Annotated in this window: 20 protein-coding genes and 1 pseudogene; 11 read left to right on the top strand and 10 right to left on the bottom strand. The window is 71.3% G+C overall.

Annotation, left to right across the window (positions count from 1 at the left end; translation table 11 throughout):
• Positions 1-5: 5 nt before the first annotated feature.
• The 9 genes from CIW48_RS13335 to CIW48_RS13295 form a co-directional block, all read right to left on the bottom strand.
• Positions 6-1,130 (bottom strand): glycosyltransferase, encoded by a 1,125-nt coding sequence (locus tag CIW48_RS13335; RefSeq protein ID WP_149311210.1) that lies wholly within the window; start codon positions 1,128-1,130, stop codon positions 6-8.
• Positions 1,127-2,242, bottom strand: a complete 1,116-nt coding sequence (locus tag CIW48_RS13330; RefSeq protein ID WP_149311209.1) for a glycosyltransferase — start codon at positions 2,240-2,242, stop codon at positions 1,127-1,129. The genes CIW48_RS13335 and CIW48_RS13330 overlap by 4 nt, the downstream gene beginning before the upstream one ends.
• Positions 2,239-3,351, bottom strand: a complete 1,113-nt coding sequence (locus CIW48_RS13325) for a glycosyltransferase (RefSeq protein ID WP_149311208.1) — start codon at positions 3,349-3,351, stop codon at positions 2,239-2,241. The genes CIW48_RS13330 and CIW48_RS13325 overlap by 4 nt, the downstream gene beginning before the upstream one ends.
• Positions 3,348-4,481, bottom strand: a complete 1,134-nt coding sequence (locus CIW48_RS13320) for a glycosyltransferase family 4 protein (RefSeq protein ID WP_149311207.1) — start codon at positions 4,479-4,481, stop codon at positions 3,348-3,350. The genes CIW48_RS13325 and CIW48_RS13320 overlap by 4 nt, the downstream gene beginning before the upstream one ends.
• Positions 4,466-5,803, bottom strand: a complete 1,338-nt coding sequence (locus CIW48_RS13315; RefSeq protein ID WP_149311206.1) for a TIGR04295 family B12-binding domain-containing radical SAM protein — start codon at positions 5,801-5,803, stop codon at positions 4,466-4,468. Before CIW48_RS13315 ends, CIW48_RS13320 begins: the two co-directional genes overlap by 16 nt.
• Entirely contained in the window at positions 5,800-6,864 is a 1,065-nt protein-coding gene (locus CIW48_RS13310) for an SDR family NAD(P)-dependent oxidoreductase (protein ID WP_149311205.1), read from the bottom strand. Before CIW48_RS13310 ends, CIW48_RS13315 begins: the two co-directional genes overlap by 4 nt.
• Complete coding sequence (locus CIW48_RS13305) at positions 6,861-7,973, bottom strand: SDR family NAD(P)-dependent oxidoreductase (protein ID WP_149311204.1); 1,113 nt, start codon at positions 7,971-7,973, stop codon at positions 6,861-6,863. The genes CIW48_RS13310 and CIW48_RS13305 overlap by 4 nt, the downstream gene beginning before the upstream one ends.
• Before the next feature lie 436 nt (positions 7,974-8,409).
• Positions 8,410-9,273, bottom strand: coding sequence for an SMP-30/gluconolactonase/LRE family protein (locus CIW48_RS13300; protein WP_149311203.1), 864 nt, complete (start codon positions 9,271-9,273; stop codon positions 8,410-8,412).
• 27 nt (positions 9,274-9,300) lie between these two features.
• On the bottom strand, positions 9,301-10,629 hold the full coding sequence (locus CIW48_RS13295; RefSeq protein ID WP_149311202.1) for a sugar MFS transporter: 1,329 nt from the start codon (positions 10,627-10,629) through the stop codon (positions 9,301-9,303).
• Positions 10,630-10,789: 160 nt separating this feature from the next.
• Between CIW48_RS13295 and CIW48_RS13290 the strand changes: the two genes are divergently transcribed.
• Positions 10,790-11,953 (top strand): aldose epimerase family protein, encoded by a 1,164-nt coding sequence (locus CIW48_RS13290; RefSeq protein WP_173009260.1) that lies wholly within the window; start codon positions 10,790-10,792, stop codon positions 11,951-11,953.
• Positions 11,950-13,749, top strand: coding sequence for an IlvD/Edd family dehydratase (locus tag CIW48_RS13285; protein ID WP_149311201.1), 1,800 nt, complete (start codon positions 11,950-11,952; stop codon positions 13,747-13,749). Before CIW48_RS13290 ends, CIW48_RS13285 begins: the two co-directional genes overlap by 4 nt.
• A gap of 265 nt (positions 13,750-14,014) precedes the next feature.
• On the opposite strand, the pseudogene CIW48_RS34495 reads toward CIW48_RS13285, so the two are convergent.
• Positions 14,015-14,407 (bottom strand): annotated as a pseudogene (locus CIW48_RS34495) (FCD domain-containing protein); the annotation flags it as partial.
• 557 nt (positions 14,408-14,964) lie between these two features.
• On the opposite strand from CIW48_RS34495, the gene CIW48_RS33940 reads away from it, so the two are divergent.
• The 9 genes from CIW48_RS33940 to CIW48_RS13235 all read left to right on the top strand — a co-directional run bounded on the left by CIW48_RS33940 (position 14,965) and on the right by CIW48_RS13235 (position 24,289).
• Positions 14,965-15,378 carry a hypothetical protein gene (locus CIW48_RS33940; protein ID WP_348645126.1) on the top strand — a complete coding sequence of 138 codons (414 nt, stop codon included), beginning with the start codon at positions 14,965-14,967 and terminating at the stop codon, positions 15,376-15,378.
• Between the two features lie 126 nt (positions 15,379-15,504).
• Positions 15,505-16,428 carry an AraD1 family protein gene (gene araD1, locus CIW48_RS13270; RefSeq protein WP_246695236.1) on the top strand — a complete coding sequence of 308 codons (924 nt, stop codon included), beginning with the start codon at positions 15,505-15,507 and terminating at the stop codon, positions 16,426-16,428.
• A gap of 5 nt (positions 16,429-16,433) precedes the next feature.
• Positions 16,434-17,357 (top strand): Gfo/Idh/MocA family oxidoreductase, encoded by a 924-nt coding sequence (locus CIW48_RS13265; RefSeq protein ID WP_197739351.1) that lies wholly within the window; start codon positions 16,434-16,436, stop codon positions 17,355-17,357.
• A gap of 71 nt (positions 17,358-17,428) precedes the next feature.
• Positions 17,429-18,955: a carbohydrate porin gene (locus CIW48_RS13260; protein ID WP_149311198.1), complete on the top strand. Its 1,527-nt coding sequence runs from the start codon at positions 17,429-17,431 to the stop codon at positions 18,953-18,955.
• Between the two features lie 269 nt (positions 18,956-19,224).
• Positions 19,225-20,727: an ATPase domain-containing protein gene (locus CIW48_RS13255; RefSeq protein WP_149311197.1), complete on the top strand. Its 1,503-nt coding sequence runs from the start codon at positions 19,225-19,227 to the stop codon at positions 20,725-20,727.
• Complete coding sequence (locus tag CIW48_RS13250) at positions 20,720-21,760, top strand: sensor histidine kinase (protein WP_149311196.1); 1,041 nt, start codon at positions 20,720-20,722, stop codon at positions 21,758-21,760. The genes CIW48_RS13255 and CIW48_RS13250 overlap by 8 nt, the downstream gene beginning before the upstream one ends.
• Positions 21,761-21,922: 162 nt before the next feature.
• Complete coding sequence (locus CIW48_RS13245) at positions 21,923-22,285, top strand: hypothetical protein (RefSeq protein ID WP_091780698.1); 363 nt, start codon at positions 21,923-21,925, stop codon at positions 22,283-22,285.
• Between the two features lie 448 nt (positions 22,286-22,733).
• Complete coding sequence (gene msuE / locus CIW48_RS13240) at positions 22,734-23,321, top strand: FMN reductase (RefSeq protein ID WP_149311195.1); 588 nt, start codon at positions 22,734-22,736, stop codon at positions 23,319-23,321.
• 8 nt (positions 23,322-23,329) lie between these two features.
• On the top strand, positions 23,330-24,289 hold the full coding sequence (locus tag CIW48_RS13235) for an aliphatic sulfonate ABC transporter substrate-binding protein (RefSeq protein ID WP_149311194.1): 960 nt from the start codon (positions 23,330-23,332) through the stop codon (positions 24,287-24,289).
• Positions 24,290-24,296 lie beyond the last annotated feature (7 nt).

Below are 24,296 nucleotides of genomic sequence, written 5' to 3'. Positions count from 1 at the left end.
AGTGCCTAGTGACCGATGATCGCGAGATCGGGCGCGGCGGAACGCGCGGATCCGGGCCGCGCGCGCGCCTCGCCGAGGAAACGTTCGAGTTCCTCGGCGCGGGCGGCGGCGGTGTGCCGCGCGAGGATCGCCGCGCGAGCGGCCGCACCGAGGCTCCGCCGATCCGCCTCGGCGCGCCCGCGCAGGATGGCCAGGACCTCGTCCGAGCCGCCGGGCAAGAGGATCTCGCGCTCCGGCACCAGCAGTGTGTCGAGCCCGTCCCAGCGGTCGGAGATCACCGGCGTGCCGCAGGCGCCTGCCTCGAACAGCCGTACGCTCGGGCTCCAGCCGGCCCGGACCATGTCGGCGCGGGTGACGTTCAGCGTGTAGCGGCTCGCCGCATAGAAATCCGGGTGCCGGTCCGGCGGCAGGTGCTCGATGCGCTCGACATTGGCGGGCCAGTCGATGTCCGCGGGGTATTGCGGGCCGGCAACCGCGAAGCGCAGGTCCGGGGCGCGGCGGGCCGGCTCGAGCAGCAGGCGCTCCAGCGTGGGCTGCCGGTCCGGGCTGTAGGTCCCGAGATAGCTCAGATCGTAGCGCGCCGGTCGGTCGAGGATCGGATAGGCTTCGGGATCGACCGAGCAGTAGAGGGCCCGGGCGGCCGGTGCCCCGTAGACCCGCTCCAGGCACCGGAGGGTCGGGCCGCCCGTGAAGGACAGGTAGCGGTCGTAGGCGCGGATCTGCTCGGCCGCGAGATACGCGCAGGTGCCGGCCTCCAGGGCCGCCAGGGTCACCGGCGTGTCGATGTCGTAGAAGGCGCGGACGCCCCGCGCCCAGTCGAGCACCCGCGCGCCGACCGCAATGCCGTCCGGCACGTAGGAGCCGACGATCACGGCATCCGCTCCGGCGATCGCGGCGCGCTGCTGCTCGAGCCCGTCGAGATCGGCGTACAGGGCGAGGTTGCAGAAGCCCGGATCGGGCAGGTCGCGGTGGGCGGCGTACCAGGGCACGTCGCGCTCCAGGAACAGCACGTCGTGACCGCGAGCCGCGAAGGCTCTGAGCAGCGCCCGGTAGGTGGTCGCATGACCGTTCCCCCAGGAGGAGGACAGGCTGAGCCCCAGGACGACCAAGCGCATCGGGACCGCGCTCACGCGACGCTCCGTCGGGTGGCGTCCGCCGCGGTCTCGGCCTTGCGGGCCGCCGTCTCGCGCAGGGTCGCGTCGACCTCGACGGCCCGGCGCGCATAGGTGTGCTCGGCAACGATGCGCCGGCGCGCGGCCTCGCCGATGGCGCGGGCCCGCTCCGGGGTAAGGGCGGCGACGTGGTCGGCGACGTCGCGGCCGTCCCGGGCGACCAGCACCTCGGTGCCCGCGTCGAGGAACAGGCCGAGGCCCTCCCAGGCATCGGTGATCAGGCAGGCGCCGGCGCCGGCGGCCTCGAACACCCGGGTGGCGGGGGAGAAGCCCACCGCCGCCATGCTGTCGCGGGCGATGTTCAGGACTGCCAAGGGCGTCGTGTTGAAGGCGTTGTGCTCGCGCGTGTAGACGTGGCCGAGATGCCGGACATTCAGCGGCAGGCCACGGCTCTCCCAGCCGTTGCCGCCGATCAGGAAGCTCCGCTCCGGCAGCCGGGCCGCCGCGGCCAGAAAGAACTTTTCGACGCGGGCCTCGCGGTCCGGCAGGCGGTTGCCCAGGAAGGCGAGGTCGGCGGAAAAGCGCGGCTCCGGCGGCACCGGAAAATGCGTCTCCGGGTCCAGGGCGTTGTAGATCGGGATGCAGGCGCGGGCGCCGAACCCCGCATAGGCCGAGACCACCGGCGGCCCGCCTCCGTAGGTGAGCACGAGGTCGAGATCCGGCAGGGCGCGGCGCAGGGCATGGTCCGGGTTGGCGCGCATCTCGGCAAGCGTCGCCGGGGCGTCCACGTCCCAGAAGATCCGCACTGCCTCGGGGCGGGAGGCGGCGATCACGCCCGCGAGCAATTCATCGTCGAACACGCCGACGCCGCTCGCCTTCACGACCACGTCGGCTTGCGCCGCCTCGGCGATGACCGCGCGCGCCGCCTCGATGGTCGCCGGGTAGACCGTCACGGCCGCGTAGGGCGGGGACTCGATGTCCCTGTGCTGCTGTCGGTCGAAGGCATCCGGCTCGTAGAATGTGATCGTGTGGCCATGCTGCGCCAGGGCGGCGAGCATGCCCCGGTAATAGGTCGCGGCGCCGTTCCAGTAGGACGACAGCAGGGAGGAGCCGTAGAAGGCGATTCTCACGCGGTGGCCTCCAGGGTGGCGGGCGCCCGCAGGCTCTCGGCGATGGACAGAAGTTCCTCGGCCCGGTGCGCGCAGGTGTGGCGTGCCCGGATCGTGGCGAGGCCGGAGGCCGCAAGCGCCTGCCGCAGGCCGGGATCGGCCCCCAGGGCGCGCAAGTGGCTCTCCATCTCGGCACCGGTGCGGGCCACGCGATAGTCCTGGCCCGGACGGAACAGCGCTTCGGCGTCGTCCCAGGGGGCGCAGACCAGGGGAATGCCGCAGGCCAGGGCCTCGAACACCCGGATCGTCGGGATGCCCGGCAGGCGCTCCACGTAGAAGCGCCGGGGCACGTGGACCGTGGCGAGATGGCGGGCGAACAGTCCGGGCGCGGCGGCGTTCGCGGCCCAGCCGTGATAGACCGCGCCGTAGCGCTTCAGGGTCGCGAGCGCCGCCTCGGGATAGCGCACCCCGTAGACGTCGAGGGGCAGGCCGACCTGCGCGGCCGGGCGGAACAGGTAGGTCTCGAGCTCCGCGCTGCGCTCGTCGTCGCCCCAATTGCCGATCCAGATGAGGCCGGCGCGGGCGCCTTCCTCGACGGGCGGGTGGAACAGGCGGGTATCGGCCGCCTCGTGCCAGACGAAGGCGCGGCGGCCCCACCCTTTCGCCCGGTAGACGGCGGCGAGGGTCTCACCAAAGGCGAGCACGCCGTCGTAGCCGTCGAGGTCGAAGCGCTTCATCTCCTCCGGCGCGCTCACCGCCCGGTGGTGTGTGTCGTGGAACAGGAGCGTGTAGCGCGCCCCGCGGCGCCGGGCGGCGGCCAGGGCCGCCACCAGGGCCGGCTCGCTCCATTCATGGACCAGCACGAGGTCGCACTCGGCCACGCGCTCGACCACCGCGTCGATCGCCGCGTAGCGCTCGGAGCCGAGCTCCGGATAGGCCGTCCGGTAGGCGTCGAGGCCGGCCGCGCCGTGATCGCGCAGGAGATTCTCGAGGCTCCAGGCGCTCTGCGGCTCGTAAGCCGCGACGCTGTGGCCCTGCGCCATCAGCTCCCGCAGGACGCCGCGCAGGAAATGCGCGTTGCCGTGGTTCCAGCACGAGGCCAGCGAGTGGGTGAAATAGGCGATCCTCATGCGGCGGCTCCGCCGAGCCGCGCCGGCCCCCCGGCGAGGAGGCCGTGCAAGACGCCGAGCACACCCTCGGTCATCGCCTCGACGCCGTAGCGGGCAGCGCGATCGGCAGCCGCGGCCCCGGCGGCTTCGCGCCGGGCGGGATCGTCCAGAAGAGCCTGCACGGCCTTCGCCGCTGCGGCATCGTCGTCCGCACCCACGAAGGCGGCGGCGCCGTCCCACAATTCCCGAAAACCCGGCCTGTCGGACAGGACGAGGGCGCAGCCCGAAGCGGCGGCCTCCAGCGCGGCGAGACCGAACGGCTCGTAGCGGGCGAGCGACACGAAGACCGGGCGGCCGGCGAGCTCCGCGGCGATCCCGGCATCGTCGAGCCGCCCGAGAAGCTGGAGGTGGCGCGTCTCGACCCGCGCGCCGTTCGGCCCGCCCACGGAGCCGGCGGCGCGCAGCGGGACCGACAGGCGCCCGGCGAGGCGGTCGAGAGCGGTGGCGTTCTTCGCCCGATCCCAGAGGCGGCCGGCCGTGAAGGCGACGGGCACGGCTGCCCGCTGCGGCACCGAGCGCGGGGCGCGGCCGTTGCGGACGACGACGGGTGGCTGCGCGAGGCCGCAGACCCGGGCGGTCGCCAGCGCGTGCGCCCGGGTGGGGGCGAGGAGGGCGTCGGCGGCGCGGCAGCCCCGCGCGGTGAGGTCGTGGCGCCACGCGAGATCGGCCGGGAGCGGCCCGGTCTCGACGGCATCCCACCACGTCGCCACGCAGGAATGGCACACGGCCGCCACTGGAACGGAGAAATCAGCGAGCGCCATGGCGGGGCTATGCAGGTGGACGAGGTCGGCCCCGATCTCGCGGGCGAGCCTCGCGAGCGCTGCCGCGGCGTCCAGCACGGCCCCGGGCGTCTCGGCGGTCCAGTCCAGGGGCAGCCCGGTGACGCGGATGCACGCACCCGTGTCAGCCTGAGCCGCCGCGATCCGAGCCTCGGACGGCGCAGGCCCCAGAACCGCGACGGTCACGGCCAAGCCCTGCCGGATCAGGCCGGCCGCGAGGTCGAGGCTGTACTGCCAGACGCCGCCCACCGCATCCGCGCTCATCAGGACATGCGGCGCCGGTGTCCGAGAGGGGCTCAGCAGCACCCGCATGCGGCCTCCAGCTCGGACAGCGGCAGGGGGCGCTCGTCCTGGATGTCGCTGAACTGCGCGAACTGGCCGAGATAATGCGCGTGCGCCCGCTCCCAGGCCTGGTCGTCGGGTGCGCCCCAGAGGCGCCGGTAATCGGGGGAACTCGGATAGGGGTAGAGCGGCACCGGGTCATTCGCCCAAACGCCCTGGCCGCGCAGGCGGTCGCGCCACGTGGCCACGAGGTCGGGATCGTCCCCCGCCATGGCGATGAGGTTCGCCTGCACGAAGGGCACCGAGCGGCGGGCGTGGATCAGGCGCTCGGCGAGGTCATCCGTCGAGGCGCGGCAGCGCTTGTCGAGGGCGGCGCGGCCGGCTTCCGTGAGGCTCTCGATCCCGGCCTCGATGGAGACACAACCCGCTGCCCCGAGGAGGTCGAGCATGTCGGGCTTCCACAGGTCGATCCGGGTCTGGATCCCGAAGCGCAGGTCCCGGGCGACGAGGGCCTCCAGCAGCGGCTTCTGCGGCAGGAAAATCTCGTCGACGAAGTAGACGTAGGTGACACCCTGCGCGATCAGCCCGTCGATCTCGTCGAGGACGTGGACGAGGTCGCGGCGACGATAGGCATCACGGAAATCGATCTTCGCGCAGAACGAGCAGGTGTAGGGGCAGCCGCGCGAGGCCTCGACCTCGGCCCCCGGCCCGTCCGGCGCGGCGTCGAACCGGTGGTGGTGGTGCCGGTGCCGCGCGATCCAGCCCTCCGGCCAGCGCAGGGCCGGAAGGTCGGTGAAGCGACCGGCATGGGGCGCGCCGGTGACGTGGGCGCTCTCACCGTCGCGGAAGGCGAGGGCGGGCACGGACCGGAGGGTCTCGGTTCGCAGGGTCTCGGTTCGCAGGGTCTCGGTGCGCAGGTCGCCGAGGCCGGCGAGCCGGGCGACGACCTCCTCGCACTCGCCGCGCACGACGATGTCGCAGCCGAGCTTGTCGAGGACCGGCCGCGGCGTCGCCGAGCCGTGGGGGCCGACCGCCACACTGGTCCCGCCCCGGCCCGCCAAAGTGTCGAGGAAGGCTCGCGGCACCCGCAGCTCCGGGGGGGCGCAGCGCCAGAACAGGTAGGTGGGGGCAGTCGCCACCACGGTCATGCCGGGGGCGAAGGCGACCACGCGGTCGGCGGCGGTCTCGGCGGTCAGGCCCTCGAGATGCGCGTCCACGAGCAGCACCTCGTGACCGGAGGCCGCGAGGAGCGCGGCGGAATAGCCGAGTTCGAGCGGCAGGTGCGGCTCGCGGCAGCCGAAATAGATGCTGTTGCGGTAGTCCCAGGGCGGGTTGACCAGAGCGACTCTCATGCGGCCGCTCCTGCGATCGGACCGGCGCCCTCGGACTGGGCGCGCGCGCCGGCCAGCCACTCGGCGAGGTCGGCGACCCCGTCGCGCCAGCCCGTGAAGGGCACGAGGCCGAGCCGCTCGACGGCCCGGCTCGTGTCGGAGACGTAGTAGCGCTGGTCGCCCGGACGCCAGGCCTGGAAGCTGCGCGCCACGGGGTGTCCCAGCAGCGCCCCGACATGGTCGAGGAGCTGCAGCAGGCTCACCGCGTTGCCGGGGCCACCACCAATATTGAAGGCCCGGCCCGCCGCATCGTCGATGCGGGCGAGCGCTGCCCGGTAGACCGCCACCACATCGCGCACGTGCAGGATGTCGCGCACCTGCCGACCATCGCCGTAGAGCGTGACCGCCTCGCCGGCGAGCGCCCGGATCAGGAAATGGGCGACCCAGCCCTGGTCCTCGTTGCCCATCTGGCGCGGACCGTAGATGCAGCTCATCCGCATCACCGCCGCCGGGATGCCGAAGCTGCGGGCGTAGTCGAGGACGTACTGGTCGGCCGCGCCCTTCGAGCAACCGTAGGGCGTGTGGAAATCGAGGGGCCGCGCCTCGCCGATGCCGCGCCGGCGCAGCTCCGGATCGGCCGGCAGGTAAGCGTCGCCGATCGGCTCGAGGGCGATGTCGGGCAGGTCGCCGTAGACCTTGTTGGTCGAGGCGTAGAGCAGGGGCACCGGCCGCGGCAGCGTCCGGATGGCCTCCAGCAGGTTCACGGTGCCGAGGAGGTTGATCTCCATGTCGGCCCGCGGGGCGACGAGGCTCGTCGTCACCGCGACCTGCGCGGCGAAGTGGAACACCGCGCCGGCCTCCGCCACCGCGCGGCCGAGTTCCTGGATGTCCCGGATGTCGGCGACGACCGCGATGATCCGGCTTCCGTGGCGCTGCCGGAGCCATGCGAGGTTGGCCTCGACGCCGGGGCGCGAGAGGATGTCGTAGACGATCACCGTGTGGCCGTCCGCCGCGAGGCTGTCGGACAGGTTGGCGCCGATGAATCCGGCCCCACCGGTGACGAGGATCGGCCGGCCGCTCACGCGACGAGACCGCGTGCTTCGAGTTCGCGCCGCGCCTCGGCGACGCGGTCGATGGCCTGCTGCTCGGCCACCCAGGCGGCGAGTTCGGCGAGCCCCTCCGCGAAGTCGCGGCGCGGCGCGTAGCCGAGTTCCCGCTGGATCTTGCCGATATCGGCGATGCAATGGCGGATGTCGCCGAGCCGCGCCTGGCCGGTCACTTCCGGCTCGATTCCGTCGCGGCCCATGGCATGGGCCAGCAGGCGGGCGACCTCGCTGACCGTCCGGTCCTGGCCGCTGCCGACATTGTAGACCTGGCCGGCCGCGGCCGGGTGCTCCAGGGCCAGCGCGAAGGCCCGGGCCACGTCCTCCACGTGGACGAAGTCGCGCCGCTGCGCGCCGTCCTCGAAGATCATCGGCGGCTGGCCGTTGTGCAGGCGCGCCGCGAAGATCGCCAGCACGCCGGTATAGGGGTTCGACAGCGCCTGCCCCGGACCGTAGGCGTTCCACAGCCGCAGCGCCACGCCTTCCATGCCGTAGGCGGGGGCGAGCGTCAGCGTCAGGCGCTCCTGCGTGTACTTGGTGAGGGCATAGACGGAGGCCAGCGCCGGGCGCTTCGATTCCGGGGTCGGGATCGGCCGCATGGGCTGCCCGTGGGAATCGAGGGGATCCCAGGGCTCACCGGGCCGACGCGGGCGGCGCACCACCTCCTCGGCGGTCGTCCCGTCGGAGGTGCGGTAGAGCCCCTCGCCGTAGATGCTCATCGAGGAGGCCACGACCACGCGCTTCACCGGCGCGTCGATGAGCTGCTGGAACAGCACCGCCGTCCCGCAATCGTTGACCGAGACATAGCGCTCGACCGCATACATGCTCTGGCCGACGCCGACCTCGGCCGCGAGATGCACGACCCGGTCAATACCCGACAGGGCGCGGGCCACCGCTGCACCGTCGCGGACGTCGCCGACCTGGAACTCGACCTCCGGCGGCAGCGCCTCGGCGCCGCTTTTGCCGCCGTGGACCTGCTCGATCAGGCTGTCGAGCACGCGCACGCGATAGCCGCGGCGCAGCAGTTCGGTGGAGAGGTGGCGGCCGATGAAGCCAGCACCACCGGTAATGAGCACGGATTCCGGCACGAGGTGTGGAAACTCCCCTGCAAGGACTTAAAGCTATGTAGATCGGGAATCCGGTCTTGATGAAATAACTCAAGTTAAGAGCCGGGTTTGTCAGGCCGTAAGCGCGGCTATAACAGCGAAGACGAAAAAATACGGCCGCTTCTTTATCGGCAACAACGGATCATCACACAGCAGTCGATCCGCGAGGCTGCCAGTATGCGCAGCCCTGCGGGCGGGGACCCGCGCCCTATTCCTTCAGCAAACCCTCAGGGGCTGTACTGGCCGGGTCTCGCCGGGACCGCGCGGTCGCGGGGAACGGCACCCCTGGTACGGGATCCGCAGGGCCCGTTGCCATGCGAGGCTCCGGCATCCCGCAATCCGGGCGCCGGATGACCGATCCCGCCGGTCGACCGGGAAGATCGCCGCAGGGGACTATTTTCCCGACCCGCCGGGCCCGTCAGCCCCTGAAGGCACGGGTCGGCAGGCCGATCACGCCGACATCGAGTTCGAACAGGGCGCCGGCCTCCGGCACGTGCTCGGCGCCCCGCGAGGCCGAGGTGACGAACAGCCGGTCCAGGCCGGGGCCCGCGAAGGCGCAGCTCGTGATGTTGGGGGCGGGCAAGGGGATCGCGCGCATCAGGCGCCCGTCGGGATCGACGCGGCTGAGCCGGCCGCCGCCCCAATGGGCGATCCAGAGGCAGCCCTCTTCATCCGTCGTCATCCCGTCGGGCCAGCCCCACGCGTCCGGGAAGCGCAGGAAGGTTCGCTTACCCGACAGCGTCCCGTCCGGGGCGAGGTCGAAGGCGTAGACCGTCCGGGCGGCGCTGTCGCTGTGATAGAGGATCCGCCCGTCGCGGCTGAAGGTCGGCCCGTTGGCGACGCCGTAGCGGGTATCCATCCGCCGCCACGTCAGGTCCGGATCGAGCCGGTGCAGGGAGCCCGACAATGCGGTCTCGCCCTGGTGCATGCTCCCGGCCCAGATCCGGCCGGCGCCGTCGACCTTGGCGTCGTTCAGGCGGTTGTCCGGATCGTCCGGCTCGGGATCACCGATCGGCACGAGGCGATCGGCCTCCAGGTCGTAGGTCGCGAAGCCGCTCTTCAGCCCGACGATGAAGTCCCGCCGGCCGGCGCGCGGGATGATCCAGCCCAAGGGTTCCGGGAACGGGCGCGTGCCGGTCGCGCCGTCGGCGAGGTCGAGCCAGCTCAGGGTCGGAGCCTCGATGTCGACCCAGAACAGCAGGCCCCGCTCCGGAACCCAGACCGGGCCCTCGCCGAGCCGGTCGCGTCGGGGCCGATCGAGGATGCGGATTCGCGGGTCCATGGCGGCGTGCTCCGGTCCGGCCGGCGCTCAGGCGGTCGCCGGACGCGGCGCGGCAGCGCCGATCCGGCAGCCCCAGAGCGCGTAGAAGAGGACGTAGACTTCGCAGCCGGCGGTGATCAGGAAGGAGCGCTGCAGCCCGAACCGGTCCGCCGCCCAGCCCTGAACCACCACCAGGGAACCGCCCGCGATCGCCATGATCAGCAGCCCGGCGCCCTCCTCGGTGAGCGGGCCGAGGCCGCGGATCCCCAGGGTGAAGATCGTCGGGAACATGATCGCGTGGAACAGGCCGACCGAGATCAGCGCCCACATCGCCAAGTGGCCGGTCGCGAAGGCCGCCACCAGCATCACCGCGCAGGCGCCGATCGCCGCGCCGGCCAGAACGGTCTCGGCGGCCCACACCTGCATCAGGTAGCTGCCGACGAAGCGCCCGACCATCATGCCGCCCCAGAGCAGGAACAGGTAGCGCGAGGCCTGGGCGTGGGTCAGGTCGCCGATCTCGGGCTGCGACACGAAGTTGATGAACAGGTTCGACACCCCGATCTCGGCGATCAGGTAGATGAAGATCGCCGGCACGCCGAGCACGAGGTTGCGGTGGCGCCAGAGCGACAGGCCTGCGCGCTCGGCCTTGGCGGCCCGGGCGGTCGCGCCGCCGGAACCGCTCATCGCGGGGAGCGGGAAGCGGGCGATGATCACCGCGAGGACGACGAGGATCACCGCCACGATTAGGTAGGGCAGCTGCACCGACTGCGCGTCGGCCAGGCGCTCGGCCGGGGTCAGAGTGGCCCCGGCCGCGGCGTTGCCCGAGGCGGAGCGGCCAAGGATCAGGTAGCCGCCGAACAGCGGCGCCAGGGTCGTCCCGAGGGAGTTGAACGCCTGCACGAGGTTGAGCCGCGCCGGGGCGCTCTCGGCCGGGCCGACCACCGCCACGTAGGGGTTCGCGGCGACCTGCAGCAGGGTGATGCCGCTGGCGATCACGAACAGGGCCGTGAGCGTGACCGCGTACGAGACTTGGTGGGCGGCCAGGATCATCCCGAGGGTGCCCAGCGCCATGATGCCCAGCCCCGTCACCAGGGCGCGCTGGTAGCCAACCCGCGCGATCAGCTTGGCCGCCGGGATCGAGGCGACGAAATAGGCGATGAACCAGACGGACTCGATCAGCGTCGTCTGCGTGTAGTCGAGGTCGAACACGCTGCGCAGGTGCGGCAGCAGCGTGTTGTTGATGACCGTGATGAAGCCCCACATGAAGAACAGGCTCGCCACTAGCGACACGGCCGGGCGGTAGCCGCCCCGCTCGCGTGCGGCCTCCGCCCCCGTCCGGGGCGCCGCCGTCCCGACGGCCGCGATCGGTCCTGCCATACAGCGTTGTCCTCTGCCTTCGGGCCGCCTTGCCGGTGCCCATGTTGTCGATTTTATTTGTCTGAGTATATATCGGCTTTGCGGGCGTCAACCGCAAGCGCCGTCACGGGCCGGCTCAGGAACGGCGGGACGGGCGGATTCACTAAGGGGGGAGAACGCGATGCGTGGAGTGGGATCACTGGCGCTGTGCGCCTGCGCGGCCATACCAGGCCTGACCCCGGCCCCGGCCTGGGCGGCCGAGCCGGCCCGGACGGTGTTCGGCACGCTGCCGGATGGCCGGACGGTCGAGGAGGTCACGCTGATGAACGGCAAGGGGATCACGGCGCGAATCCTGTCCTGGGGCGCGCTCCTGCGGAGCCTCGACGTGCCGGACCGGTCCGGCAAGGCCGCGGATGTAGTGCTCGGCTACAACGACCTCGCCTCCTACCTGACCAAGGGCAACTATTTCGGCGTGAGCGTCGGGCGCTACGCCAACCGCATCCGCGCCGGGCGCTTCACCCTCGACGGCCAGACCTACACGCTGGCCACCAACGACGGCCCGAACGCGCTGCACGGCGGCGCGGCCGGCTTCGACAAGCGGCTCTGGACGATCACCGCGGTCACGGGCGGCGCGAGCCCTTCGGTCACCCTGCGCTACGTCAGCCCGGACGGCGAGGAGGGCTATCCGGGGACGCTGACGGCGACCGTCACCTACACGCTGGACGACACGAACACGCTCACGATCACCTACGAGGCGACCACCGACAAGCCGACGATCGTCAACCTGACCAACCACAGCTTCTTCAACCTCGCGGGCGAGGGTTCGGGCCGCACGATCCTCGACCAGACCCTGACCATCCCGGCGGAGCGCTTCACGCCGGTCGACGCCACCCTGATCCCGACCGGCGCGCATCTGCCGGTGGCCGGCACGCCCTTCGACTTCCGCAAGCCTACTGTGATCGGCGCGCGCATCCGCGACGGGCGGGACGAGCAGATCGTGCGCGGGCGCGGCTACGACCACAACTGGGTGGTGACCGACGCCCCCACGGCCGAGCCGCACCCCGTGGCGCGGGTCGAGGATCCGGAATCGGGCCGCATCCTCGACGTGGCGAGCAACCAGCCCGGGCTCCAGTTCTATGCCGGCAACTTCCTCAACGCGACCGCGGTCGGTAAATCCGGCCTCGCCTACCGGCAATCGGACGCCCTGGCGCTGGAGCCGGAACTCTTCCCCGACACGCCGAACCAGCCGGCCTTCGGCTCCGCCCGGCTCGAACCCGGCAACACCTACCGGAACGTGATCACCTACCGCTTCTCGACCAGCCCCGCCCATCGGACCCAGAAATGACCGACCAACCGATTGCACGGCCCCTGCGCTCGCGCGCATGGTTCGACAACCCCGACAATATCGACATGACGGCGCTCTATTTGGAGCGCTACCTGAACTTCGGCCTCAGCCTGGAGGAGCTGCGCTCGGGCAAGCCGATCATCGGCATCGCCCAGACCGGCTCGGACCTGTCCCCGTGCAATCGCCACCACCTCGTCCTCGCGGAGCGGATCCGCGAGGGCATCCGCGGGGCGGGCGGGATCGTCCTGGAATTCCCCGTTCACCCGATCCAGGAGACCGGCAAGCGGCCGACCGCCGGCCTCGACCGCAACCTCGCCTATCTGGGCCTCGTGGAACTGCTCTACGGCTACCCGCTGGACGGGGTCGTGCTGACCACGGGCTGCGACAAGACCACCCCGGCCTGCCTGATGGCGGCCGCCACCGTGAACATCCCGGCCATCGCCCTGTCGGTGGGACCGATGCTCAACGGCTGGTTCAAGGGCCAGCGCACGGGCTCCGGCACGATCGTCTGGAAGGCCCGCGAGATGCTTGCGGCCGGCGAGATCGACCATGACGGCTTCATCAAGCTGGTGACCTCGTCGGCGCCCTCGACCGGCTTCTGCAACACGATGGGCACCGCCACCACGATGAACACGCTCGCCGAGGCCCTGGGCATGATGCTGCCCGGCTCGGCCGCGATCCCGGCGCCCTATCGCGACCGGCAGGAGGCCGCCTACCAGACCGGCAAGCGCATCGTCGCCATGGTGGCCGAGGACCTGAAGCCCTCCGACATCCTGACCCGCGACGCCTTCCTCAACGCCATCGCGGTCAATTCCGCGATCGGCGGCTCGACCAACGCGCCGATCCACCTCGCGGCGATCGCCCGCCACATGGGCGTCGAACTCGACATCACGGACTGGCAGGCCCACGGTCTCGACGTCCCGCTCCTCGTCAACCTGCAGCCGGCGGGCACCTATCTCGGCGAGGATTACTACCGTGCCGGCAGCCTCCCGGCGGTGGTGGCGCAGCTCATGCGCCGCAACCTGATCCGCGAGGGCGCGCTGACGGTCAACGGGCGCAGCCTCGGCGACAATTGCCGGGGCGCCGCGATCGAGGACGAGGACGTGATCCGGCCGATCGACCGGCCGCTCAAGGAGGCGGCCGGCTTCCTAGTCCTGCGCGGCAACCTGTTCGACGCCGCGGTGATGAAGACCAGCGTCATCGGCGAAGAGTTCCGCAGCCGCTATCTGTCGAGCCCGGAGGATCCGGACGCTTTCGAGGGCCCGGTCGTGGTCTTCGACGGGCCGGAGGATTACCACGCCCGGATCGACGACCCGAGCCTCGGCATCACCGAGGAGACCCTCCTCGTCATGCGCGGGGCCGGGCCGGTGGGCTACCCGGGGGCTGCGGAGGTGGTGAACATGCGCCCGCCCGCGCAGCTGATCCGGGCGGGTGTGCACGCGCTGCCCTGCCTCGGCGACGGGCGCCAATCCGGCACCTCGGGCTCGCCCTCGATCCTCAACGCCTCGCCCGAGGCTGCGGCCGGCGGTGGCCTCGCGCTCCTGCGCACGGGCGACCGGGTGCGGATCGACCTGCGCCGCGGCACCGCCGACATGCTGGTCGACGCCGACGAGATCGCCCGCCGCCGCAGCGCCCTCGAGGCGGCGGGCGGCTACGCCTACCCGGCCTCGCAGACGCCCTGGCAGGCGATGCAGCGCGCCGCGGTGGGGCAGATGCACACCGGGGCCATCCTGGAGGGCGCCGAGGCGTTCCAGCGCATCGCGCAGACGCGGGGCGTGCCGCGCGACAATCACTGAGGCCGGATCCCGGGTCGGCGGCGCGGGCGCCGCCGACCGCCGTCAGGGCCGCAGCGCCATCTTGGTATCGGCGAGGGCGAGGCGGACGAGTTCGGTCATGGTCGCGCGGGCGGCCGCCGGGTCGCCCGCCACGATCGCGTCGTAGAGGGCGCGGTGATCCGGCAGCGGGTCCCGGGGCAGGGCCCTGGCGGCGATGTTTGAAGATCGTCGTCCAGGTCACCGCAGCGGCGATGGAGCTGGACAGGGCCATCAGCGCCCCGTTGCGGGCCGCTTCCAGGATGGTGTTGTGGAAGGCCTGGTCGGCGGCCCGTCCGGCCTCGGTGGCGAGGCCGTGGCGACCCATCTCCTCCAGGGCGTGGCCCATCCGGGCGATGTCAAGGCCCGAGCGCCGCTCGGCCGCGAGCGCGGCCGCGGCCGGCTCGACGATCATCCGCAGCTCGAACAGGTCGCGGATGAACGCCTCGCTCGGCTCCGACTCGAAGGCCCAGGCGAGGATGTCGGGATCGAGCAGGTTCCAGCGGCTGCGCTGAGTCACGCGCGTCCCGGTGCGCGGGCGGCTCTCGACGAGCCCCTTGGCGCTCAGGATGCGAATCGCCTCGCGATAGGCGGTGCGCGAGACGTTCAGCTTCTCCGAGAACTCAATCTCCCCGGGCAGCACGTCCCCGGGCGCGTAGCGGCCGCCGAGGATCGCCACACCCAGATCGCGGGCGACCGAGCCGTGGATGCGGCGCGAGCCCGAGGCGAGGGGCAGCGTGATGTTCTCCAGACCGCGATCCTGCCTCACCTCGTCCACCTTCAGTCCGGGCCACCGGGTCGGGGCAGGATGGATGTGATCGTATCCTGAAGTTGTAGGAGCGCAAAGGGGAACACCCCTTGCGCCGCGATCGCGGCCACGCTTGCGGAGGGAGGCGAACCGCTCTAGTTTAATTGTATGAGTATTGAATCGCCTGGGTCCGTCACGATCCGAGGCAGCGTCCTGATCGGCGCCGCCGGCGTGGCCACGGCCGAGGCCTTCAAGGCCGTCTATCCGGCCATCGGGGCGGCCCTGGAGCCGACCTTCTCGGCCGCTGGGCCCGCGGAGTTCGCGGCCGCCTGCGGACTGGCTGAGGCGGCGTTCCCGCACGTCTCGGGGACGGCTCCAGATACACGCGCGTCCTGCCTCGAAGCTGTGGCCGAAGGCATCATGGATCTGGGCGCCCCCTCATCGAGCCGGCGATGTCCGAGACCGGACCGCCGCGCACGCCGCTGGAGGGCGAGCGCGCCCGCACGGTCGGTCAGCTGCGCCTGTTCGCCGATCTCCTCACCGCGACGCCGCACCTCGACCGGCCGGGTGAGCATCTCGCCGCCGGGCTCGTGCCGCGGCTGGCCCGCAAAGCCGGCCGGGTCCTGGCGAATGGCTGGCCGACCGGCGCGGAGGTCGCCCCCGCGATGCTGCATGGCGGGCCCTTCCCGGCGACCTCGGACGGCCGCTGCAGCTCGTTGGACACGCTGGCAATCGAGCGGTTCCTCCGGCCGGTCTGCCATCAGGAGCGGCCCGACGCGCTCCTGCCGTCCCTCCTGCGCCCGGACAATCCCTGGCGCCGCGCACGCCGGATCGACGGCGTTCTCGCTCCGCAACCCGGCCGCTGACAGGCCGCCGCGCGACCGTCGACGGCCGCGCGTTCAGGACGGCCCGAAGCGGTCGTCCCCGGGAGGACACAGATGCCACGATCACTCCTACAGTTCCGAGCCGTCGACGGGCAGCGGGGCGTCGCGATGATCACCGGCGGACGGGCGCGGCGGGTGCTCGGTGTGGACAGCGTGCTTACCCTGGCGCGCCAGGCCCTCGCGGCGGGAGACGATCTGGCCACGACAGCCGATCGGGCGGGGCTCGGCGCGCCGGTCGATCTCGACGCGGTCCGGCTCCTGCCGCCCATCGACCACGCGGATCCCGCCCATCTGCTGCTGAGCGGTACCGGCCTGACCCATCTCGGCTCCGCGGAGGGCCGCGACGCGATGCACCGCGCGGCGGCCGATTCGGCGCCGACCGATTCGATGCGCCCATTCCGGATGGGGGTCGAGGGCGGCAAGCCGGCACCGGGCGAGGCCGGGGCCCAGCCCGAATGGTTCTACAAGGGCGACGGCTCCTGCCTGGTCGCCTCCGGCGAGCCGCTGGTCTCGCCCGCCTTCGCCCGCGACGGCGGCGAGGAGCCGGAGACCGCCGGGATCTACCTGATCGACGGCGACGGAACCCCGGCGCGCCTCGGCTTCGCCCTGGCGAACGAGTTCTCCGACCACGTGACCGAGCGCGGCAATTATCTGTGGCTCGCCCATTCCAAGCTTCGCCCGGCCGCCCTCGGCGCGGAGCTCTGGCTCGGAGCCCTGCCGTCGGACGTGCGCGGGACCAGCCGCGTCCTGCGGGACGGCACCGTGCTCTGGGAAAAGCCGTTCCTCTCCGGGGAGGCCAACATGTCCCACAGCATCGCCAACCTAGAGCGGCACCACTTCAAATACGCACCCTTCCGGCGGGCCGGCGACGTGCATGCCCACTTCTTCGGGACCGCGACCCTGTCGTTCAGCGACGACGTCGCGACTCGGCCCGGCGACGTGTTCGAGATCGAGGCCGCACCGTTCGGGCTGCCCCCGCGCAATCCCCTGGTGGTGGCTCCGGCCGCCGACCCGATCGTGCGGGTGCTCTGACCATGGTGAACCCGATCCGCATCGGCCTCGTGGGCGTCGGCAAAATCGCCCGCGACCAGCATCTGCCGGTCATCGCCGCCTCGCCGGATTACAGCCTCGTGGCGGTAGCGAGCCGGCAGGGCGGCCTCGACGGGGTACCGAGCTACCGCAGACTGCAGGATATGCTGGCGGCGCACAGCGATCTCGACGCCATCGCCCTGTGCCAGCCGCCCCAGGCGCGGTTCGCGGCCGCCCTGGCGGGGATCGCTTCGGGCCGCCACGTCTTCCTCGAAAAGCCCCCGGGGGCGACGCTGGCCGAGGTCGGGCTCCTGGTCGCGGCCGCGCGGGACCGGGGCGTGAGCCTGTTCGCGAGTTGGCATTCCCGCTTCGCGCCGGGGGTGGAGCCCGCCCGCCGATGGCTGTCGGGCCGCAGGATCAGGTCGGTGGCGATCGCCTGGCTGGAGGATGTCCGGCACTGGCACCCGGGCCAGGACTGGATCTGGGACGCCGGCGGGATGGGCGTGTTCGATCCGGGGATCAACGCCCTGTCGATCGCCACCCACATCCTGCCGCCGTTCTTCCTCACCGGCGCGACCCTGTCGGTGCCGGAGAACCGGCAGGCGCCGATCGCCGCCGACCTGCATTTCGCGGATGCCGCCGGCACCCCGATCCGGGCGCTGTTCGACTGGCGCCAGACCGGGCCGCAAACCTGGGACATCCGGGTCGAGACCGATGACGGTCCGCTGGTCCTGTCGCAGGGCGGGGCCGTCCTCACGATCGGCGACCGCGACCAGCCGCTCCCGCCCGAGGCGGAGTACCGCGGCCTCTACGAAAGATTCGCCGTCCTGGTCCGCTCCGGCGCCAGCGACGTCGACCTGAATCCGCTGATCCACGCTGCCGACGCCTTCCTGCGCGGCGAGCGACGCACGGTGGAGGCCTTCACGGACTGACCGGGAGGCCCCCTGCGGGACACGAACGCGACAGAGCCAGGCAAGGCCGCGCGGATAAGGGGGAGTCACACATGAGAAAGCATTGGCGATGGGCCGCGCTCGCATTCTGCGCCGCGACGGTCACGGCGGGCGCACGCCCGGCGGTCGCGCAGGTTGAAGCGACGGCTCCGGACGGAGGCCCCTCCCTGGTCAATCCGGGGCCGAAGGCGAGCCCGGCGCAGAAGGCGAGGTACCGGGCGAACCGCGCCCGGCGGCGGGTCATCCGGGAGGCGCGGAGCTTCTCGGGCGCCAGCAGCGCTGCGGCCAGCCTCGACGTGCAGGGCAGCAGCGCGGCGCCGCCCAGCCTGCCGCCGGGCACCCTCGATCTCGGCAACGGGATCAGCATGATCCTGAACTACACGGGCGAGTTCGCCGCCAACCCGTCCGGCGGCATCCGGCAGGGATCGGCCTATGCGGGCCAGATCGCCTTCGGCCTCGACGCCGATCTCGGCCGCCTCACCGGATTCGACGGCGGCTCGGTCCACACAATCGTCACCCAGCGCCACGGCCGGAGCCTGGCGCAGGATGACATCGGCTTCAACGGCAGCGTGCAGGAGATCTATGGTGGCGGCCAGACCGCCCATCTCACCATGCTGTCCTACGAGCAGAAGCTGCTCGACAACCGGCTCGACATCGAGGTCGGCCGAATTCTCGCCAATCCCAACTTCCTGGGCTCGCCGCTCTACTGCAATTTCCAGAACAACGCGACCTGCGGCGCGCCGAAATCCATCTTCAAGCTGACGAACTTCACCTACTGGCCGATCGCCACTTGGGGTGGCCATGCCAAAGCCTGGGTCAGCGACAAGGTGTTCCTGCATGCCGGCATCTACGAGGTGAACCCGCGCGACCAGCTGCCGACCCAGAACGGGATCGACTGGTCGACCAGCGGCGCCACCGGATTCCTGGTGCCGGTGGAGGTCGGCTATTCGACCAATTTCGGCAACGACCCGCTGCCGCGCAACTACAGCGTCGGCGTCGTCTTCGACCGGTCGGACTACAAGGATCCCGTGCTCGACCAGCGGGGCAGCGCCCAGGTCTTGAGCGGTCTCGATCCGCTGACCCGGTTCGGTCGGTCTGCGGTCTATGCCCGCTTCGACCAGATGGTCTGGCGACCGGACCCGAACGGAGTCCAGGGCCTGTCGCTGTTCGGTGTCGTGATGGGCGGCACTGGCGGCCGGCAGACCCAGGATTACTTCATGGAGGGTGGCGCCGTGCTGACCGGCACCTTCCCGGGCCGGCCCTACGACACCCTTGGCTTCGTCTTCGCCATGGAGAAGCTCTCGCCGCTGGGCGCGGCCAACATCCAGGCAGCGCGCAGGTCGTTGGGGCTCGGCACCCGGAACGTCGAGTCCCTGCAGACCATCCTGGAGCTGAGCTACGGCATCCAGCTCACCCCGGCGGTGCGGCTGATGCCGAACCTGCAATACGTGATCGACCCGGACCAGACCCGCTTCCCGTTCCGCCCGAAGCCGATCCCGGACGCCTTCGTGATCGGCGCGAAGCTGTCGGTGGCCCTGTTCACCCTGGCGGGCCTCGCGAATGGCCCGGGCAGCCAGTAGCGGTCCGCTCACCCCGGCGCCGGTTCCCTGCGGGCGCCGGGCCCTCGGACCCGGTCGGGGGAGGGGCCGGCCTGCAACCGCGGGCCCGTGCACGCCGGCCCTCGCATCTGCCGAGGCCGGCGGTCGCGCCGCGCCCGTCGGGCCGGATCGCTGTGCCGGCGGCGCGGCGGCGTTTCGCGCTGCGCGCGCCTTCGTGTACGAGACCGGGCTCCGCGTTCCGTCGCGCGGTCGACGGGCCGGGCCCGTGGGACGACGGCAGAGACCTCGACATGGCAGAGACCGATCACGACGCGGCACCGGTCTCCACCGGGGTGACCGGCCTCGACCACATCCTCGCTGGCGGCTACGCGTCCCAGCGCTCGCACCTCATCGAGGGGCGGCCCGGATCCGGCAAGACGACGCTGGCGATGCAGTTCCTCCTCGACGGCGTGCGCCGGGGCGAGCGCTGCCTGTACATCACGCTCTCGGAGAGCCGGCGCGAACTCCTGAACGTCGCGGAGCGCCACGGCTGGTCCCTCGACGGCATCGAGATCTGCGAGCTCGTCGCGCCGGAACTCAGCCTCGATCCCGGGCAGCAGCAGAGCCTCGTCCACTCGTCCGACCTCGAACTCGGCGAGACCGTCCGGATGGCGATCGCCGAGATCGAGCGTCTCAAGCCGCAGCGCGTCGTGTTCGATAGCCTCTCGGAGATCCGGGCGCTCTCGCAGGGATCACTGCGCTACCGCAGGCAGGTCCACGCCCTGCGCAGCTTCCTGCTCATCCAGAACACCACGGCGCTGCTCCTCGACGATCTCACCGCCGAGACGGACGACCTGAACCTGCACAGTCTCAGCCATGCCGTGGTCCGGCTGGAGCAGCTCGCGCCTCTGTACGGCGGCGAGCGCCGGCGCCTGCGCGTGATCAAGATGCGCGGCACGCCGTTCCGGGGCGGGTTCCACGACTACATCATCCGGCGCGGCGGGCTCACGGTGTTCCCACGCCTCGTCGCGGCCGACCATCTCGGCACCTTCGCCGACGACCAGTGCGGCACGGGCAGCCCCGAACTGGACCAACTGCTCGGCGGCGGCCTCGACCGGGGCACCAGCACGATGCTGATCGGCCCGTCCGGCGTCGGCAAGTCCACGGTGGCGCTCACCTGCGTCACCGCGGCGATCGCCCGCGGCGAGCGGGCGCTGATCCTCAGCTTCGACGAGACCACCGGCGTCCTCAGTCGCCGGGCCCGCGGCCTCGCCATGCCGGTCGACGACGCGATCGCCGCCGGAGCGCTCATCGTCGAGCAGATCGACCCGGCCGAGGTCTCGCCCGGCGAACTCGCCGACATCGTCCAGAACGCGGTCGAGCACGAGCGCGTGACGATGGTCGTGATCGACTCCCTGACCGGCTATCACAACGCCATGCCGGAGGAGAATTTTCTGCTCCTGCAGATGCACGAGTTGCTGACCTACCTGAACCAGCAGGGCGTGCTCTCGCTCCTCGTCCTGGCCCAGCACGGCATGATCGGGGCGATGGGCACGAACGTGGATCTCACCTACCTCAGCGACACGATCCTGCTGTTCCGCACCTTCGAGGCCCACGGGCGGCTGCGCCGCGCGATCTCGGTCGTGAAGAAGCGGACCGGCAGCCACGAGGACACGATCCGCGAATTGCGGATCGACTCCAGCGGGATCCGCGTTGGCGATCCGCTCAGCGCATTCCGAGGTATCATGACCGGCGTTCCGACATTCGAGGGTGAGCGGTCGTCGCTCCTGCCAACCCGCGCGGCTGATGAGTGAGGCTGAACTGCCGGTTCTCATCTTCACGCCGGGTGGCCGCGACGCCGTCGTCGCCGCGACCATCCTCGGCGAAGCGCGGATCGCGGCACAGGTGTGCGCCAGCCTCGCCGAGGTGGTCTCCCGGCTCGACACGGCCGCCTGCGCGATCCTCACCGAGGAGGCGCTGCTGTCCTCGAATCGCCACGCCCTGGCGGACTGGATCGCCGCGCAGCCGCCCTGGTCCGATTTCCCGTTCATCCTCCTGCGGCTGCGAGGCGCAGAGCCCAACGCGCAGCTGACCGACATGCTGGGCAACGTGAGCGTGCTGGAACGTCCGTTCCATCCGGCGACGCTGATCATGGCCGCCCGCTCCGCGCATCGCGCCAAGCGCCGGCAGCTCGAGGCGCGGGCCCACCTCGAGGAGCGCGAGCGCACGACCGAGCGGCAGGCGCTCCTGATCCGCGAATTGCATCACCGGGTGAAGAACACGCTGGCGACCGTGCAGGCGCTGCTCGGGGCCTCGGCCCGGTCCGCCACCAGCGTCGACGCGTTCTACGCGGCGTTCTCGGCGCGGGTGATCTCGCTGGCCAAGACCCACAATCTCCTGACCGAGGATTACTGGCAGCAGGCGCCCCTGCGCGAGATGCTGATGAACGAACTGGGCCCCTACAACGACGTCGAGGGGTCCCGCATCCAGCTGGACGGCCCCGCGATCGACCTGATGGGCGACCTCGCGGTCCCGACCGGCATGGCCATCCACGAGCTGACGACCAACGCGGCCAAGCACGGCGCACTGTCCGTTCCGGAAGGCCGGATCGCGATCCGCTGGGATATCGAACGGACGCCGGCCGCGCGCATGCTCCACCTGGACTGGACCGAGCGGGGCGGGCCGGCCACGGAGCCTCCGACGCGGAAGGGCTTCGGCTCGACGCTGCTGCAGCGCGTGCTGAAGGTCCAGTGTCAGGCGGAGATCGCCTTCGACTTCCAGCCCTCGGGACTGCGTTTCACGATGCGGGCGCCACTGCCCGAGACGCGCGTCGTTCCGGCCTATTGAGAGCACCGCCATTCCGGATTCGGGTGCGTCGCGGGCCGACCGCGGCATACGCGCCCTCACCATGTGCGCTTACACACAGATGTGTGTTGCAACGTGCGGCTCAGTTCGAACTTATCGCAGGTGCGAGATTTGGGTTGTCGCATCTCAGCGGCATGTCGTTCGATGAATAAGTTCGCACCTCTCGTGGCAGCCATCCTGGCATGGGCCGCCTTCGGAACCTGGGCTGAGGCCCGGCGCTCGGCGCTCCAGAAGGACATCCCGGCGCTGCGTCCAGGGATCGAGGCCGATCTGGCCGCGCGCAACTGCCCGAACGTCCGGATCGATACGGAGCGGTTCCGCCAGTTCTCGCGAGAGAACCACCTCAACCACGCCGACTTCTTCACGAAGAAGCGCTCGGTTGCCTTGCAGCAGGAACTCGATGCGGAGCTGGCGCAGTTCCGCGAGCGCCCCGAGGAGGCCTGCGCGCAGATGTGGACCAAGTACGGCGACGACGGAACCGTGCTGCCTCTCCTCGCCCGCAAGTAGGCGCCCAGCCGGCCGCTTCGGACCCTGCCGGACGCGCACCGTCGGCAACAGCGCATCCGGCGCTGGAGGTCCATCCGGCCGCCTCGGCTCTCCTCGCCGCTACGCAGATCCGGGGCGGCGATTCGGTTCCAAGGCTTCCCGCGTTCCGAGGTCCGTCTTCTCCCGTTTCGCCGAACGAGAGACTGAACCTCCGGTTTTCGCCAGACCAAGCCGCCGAAGCGCAAGAAATCATCGCCCGTTCGCGCGGCGGGCGAGATCAAAGCGCATGCCGGACGCAAGATTTCGAGGAGAACGTTTTTCCTTCACAGTAGAATTGGGAACGTCATTTCATTGACGGCCGGACACCCGACCATCAATTCTAGAGGCCTGTTCGGATGTCCGGCCGCGCACTCCCCGCTCCTCGCGATCGGGGCGGTCCGTCATCCTGTTCCACAGCAAGGCATCCGGAATGACACGACCGAGACTCGTCGGGCTGAGCGCGAACGTGCAGCGGCCCTCCAAGACCCGCACGCTGGTGGATGCCGTGCTGCGCGAGGCCAGCGCCCGGGCCCCCCTAGACGCGCGCATCCTCGACTTCGTTGATGCCGGAACCGGCCTCGGCGCTGCCTGGACCCGCGATCAGCTCTCGCCGGCGGCGCGCGGCGTGCTCGCGGCCATCGAGGACGCGGACGGACTGGTGGTCGGCTCGCCGGTCTACAAGGGCGCCTATACCGGCCTGTTCAAGCACCTGTTCGATCTGGCCGATCCGGGGGCGCTGGCCGGTAAGCCCGTGGCGATCGTGGCCACGGGCGGCGGCGCGCGCCACGCGCTCGTGGTCGAGCACGCCTTCCGGCCGCTCTTCGGCTTCTTCGGCGCGCTCCAGATCCCCACCGCGGTCTACGCCTCCGATCCCGATTTCAGCGATGGCGCCCTGACGGAGGCCGGCGTGCGCGCCCGCGCCGCGGAAGCTGGTGGACAGCTCGCCGCGCTGCTCGTGCACCGGGCGGGGTCCGCCGCTCCCTCCACCGCGCCCCTCGCCCTCGCCGCCGCCGAGTGAACCGGGTGATGGTCGACCGCCGCGCCCTGCTGGCCGCCCTCGCGGGCCTGCCCCTCGCGCCGGCCCTGGCTCCGGATGCCCGCGCGGCCGAGCCCGGCGTGATGCGGATCGGCTACCAGAAGAACGGCATCCTGGTCGTCGCCAAGCAGCAGGGCCTGATCGAGAAGCGCCTTGAACCGCTCGGGCAGACGGTACGCTGGACCGAGTTCTCGTTTGGGCCGCCGCTGCTCGAAGCCTTGTCGCTGGACGGGATCGATTTCGGGCAGACCGGCGACGCGCCGCCGATCTTCGCCCAGGCCGCGCGGTCCAACCTCGTCTACGCGGCCGCTCAGGAGGCCGGCGGCTCTGGGCTCGGGATCCTGCTGCCGAAGGGCTCGGAGATCCGCACCCTGGCCGACCTCAAGGGCAAGCGCGTCGCCTTCGCCAAGGCGTCAAGCGCCCACAACCTGACCATCGCGGCCCTCGAGAAGGCGGGCCTGACCTACACCGATATCGAGCCGGTGACCCTGGCGCCGGCCGATGCTGCGGCAGCCTTCGCCCGGGGCAGCATCGATGCCTGGACGATCTGGGATCCGTACTTCGCCATCGCCGAGGCGGGGGAGGGGGTCCGCGTCCTGGCGCTCGCCACCAACATCGCCCTGCAGAACAACTTCTTCCTGGCGAGCCGGCCCTTCGCGGAGAGCCGGGGCGCCGCGCTGGCCGCCACCATCGACGCTCTCGCCGAGGTGGCGGCGTGGTGCACGCAGAACCGCGGCGCCGTCGCCGACCTCCTGTCGCAGGGCACCGGCGTGCCCCTGGCCGCGACCCGCCGCGCGGTGGACCGGACCGATTACGTGATCGGACCGATGACCGACCGGGTGATCGCCGCGCAGCAGCGGGTCGCCGACCGCTTCCACGCCCTGAAGCTGATCCCGAAGCCGATCCGGATCGCCGACGCGGTCTGGACGGCGCCCGCCCGCAACGGCTGAGAACGAC

It is taken from the genome of Methylobacterium sp. P1-11 (assembly GCF_008329595.1).
In the GTDB taxonomy this organism is placed as follows: Bacteria; Pseudomonadota; Alphaproteobacteria; order Rhizobiales; family Beijerinckiaceae; genus Methylobacterium.
The sequence above is the reverse complement of the archived record's forward strand: the minus strand, read 5'-3'. Positions and strand labels throughout refer to the sequence as shown.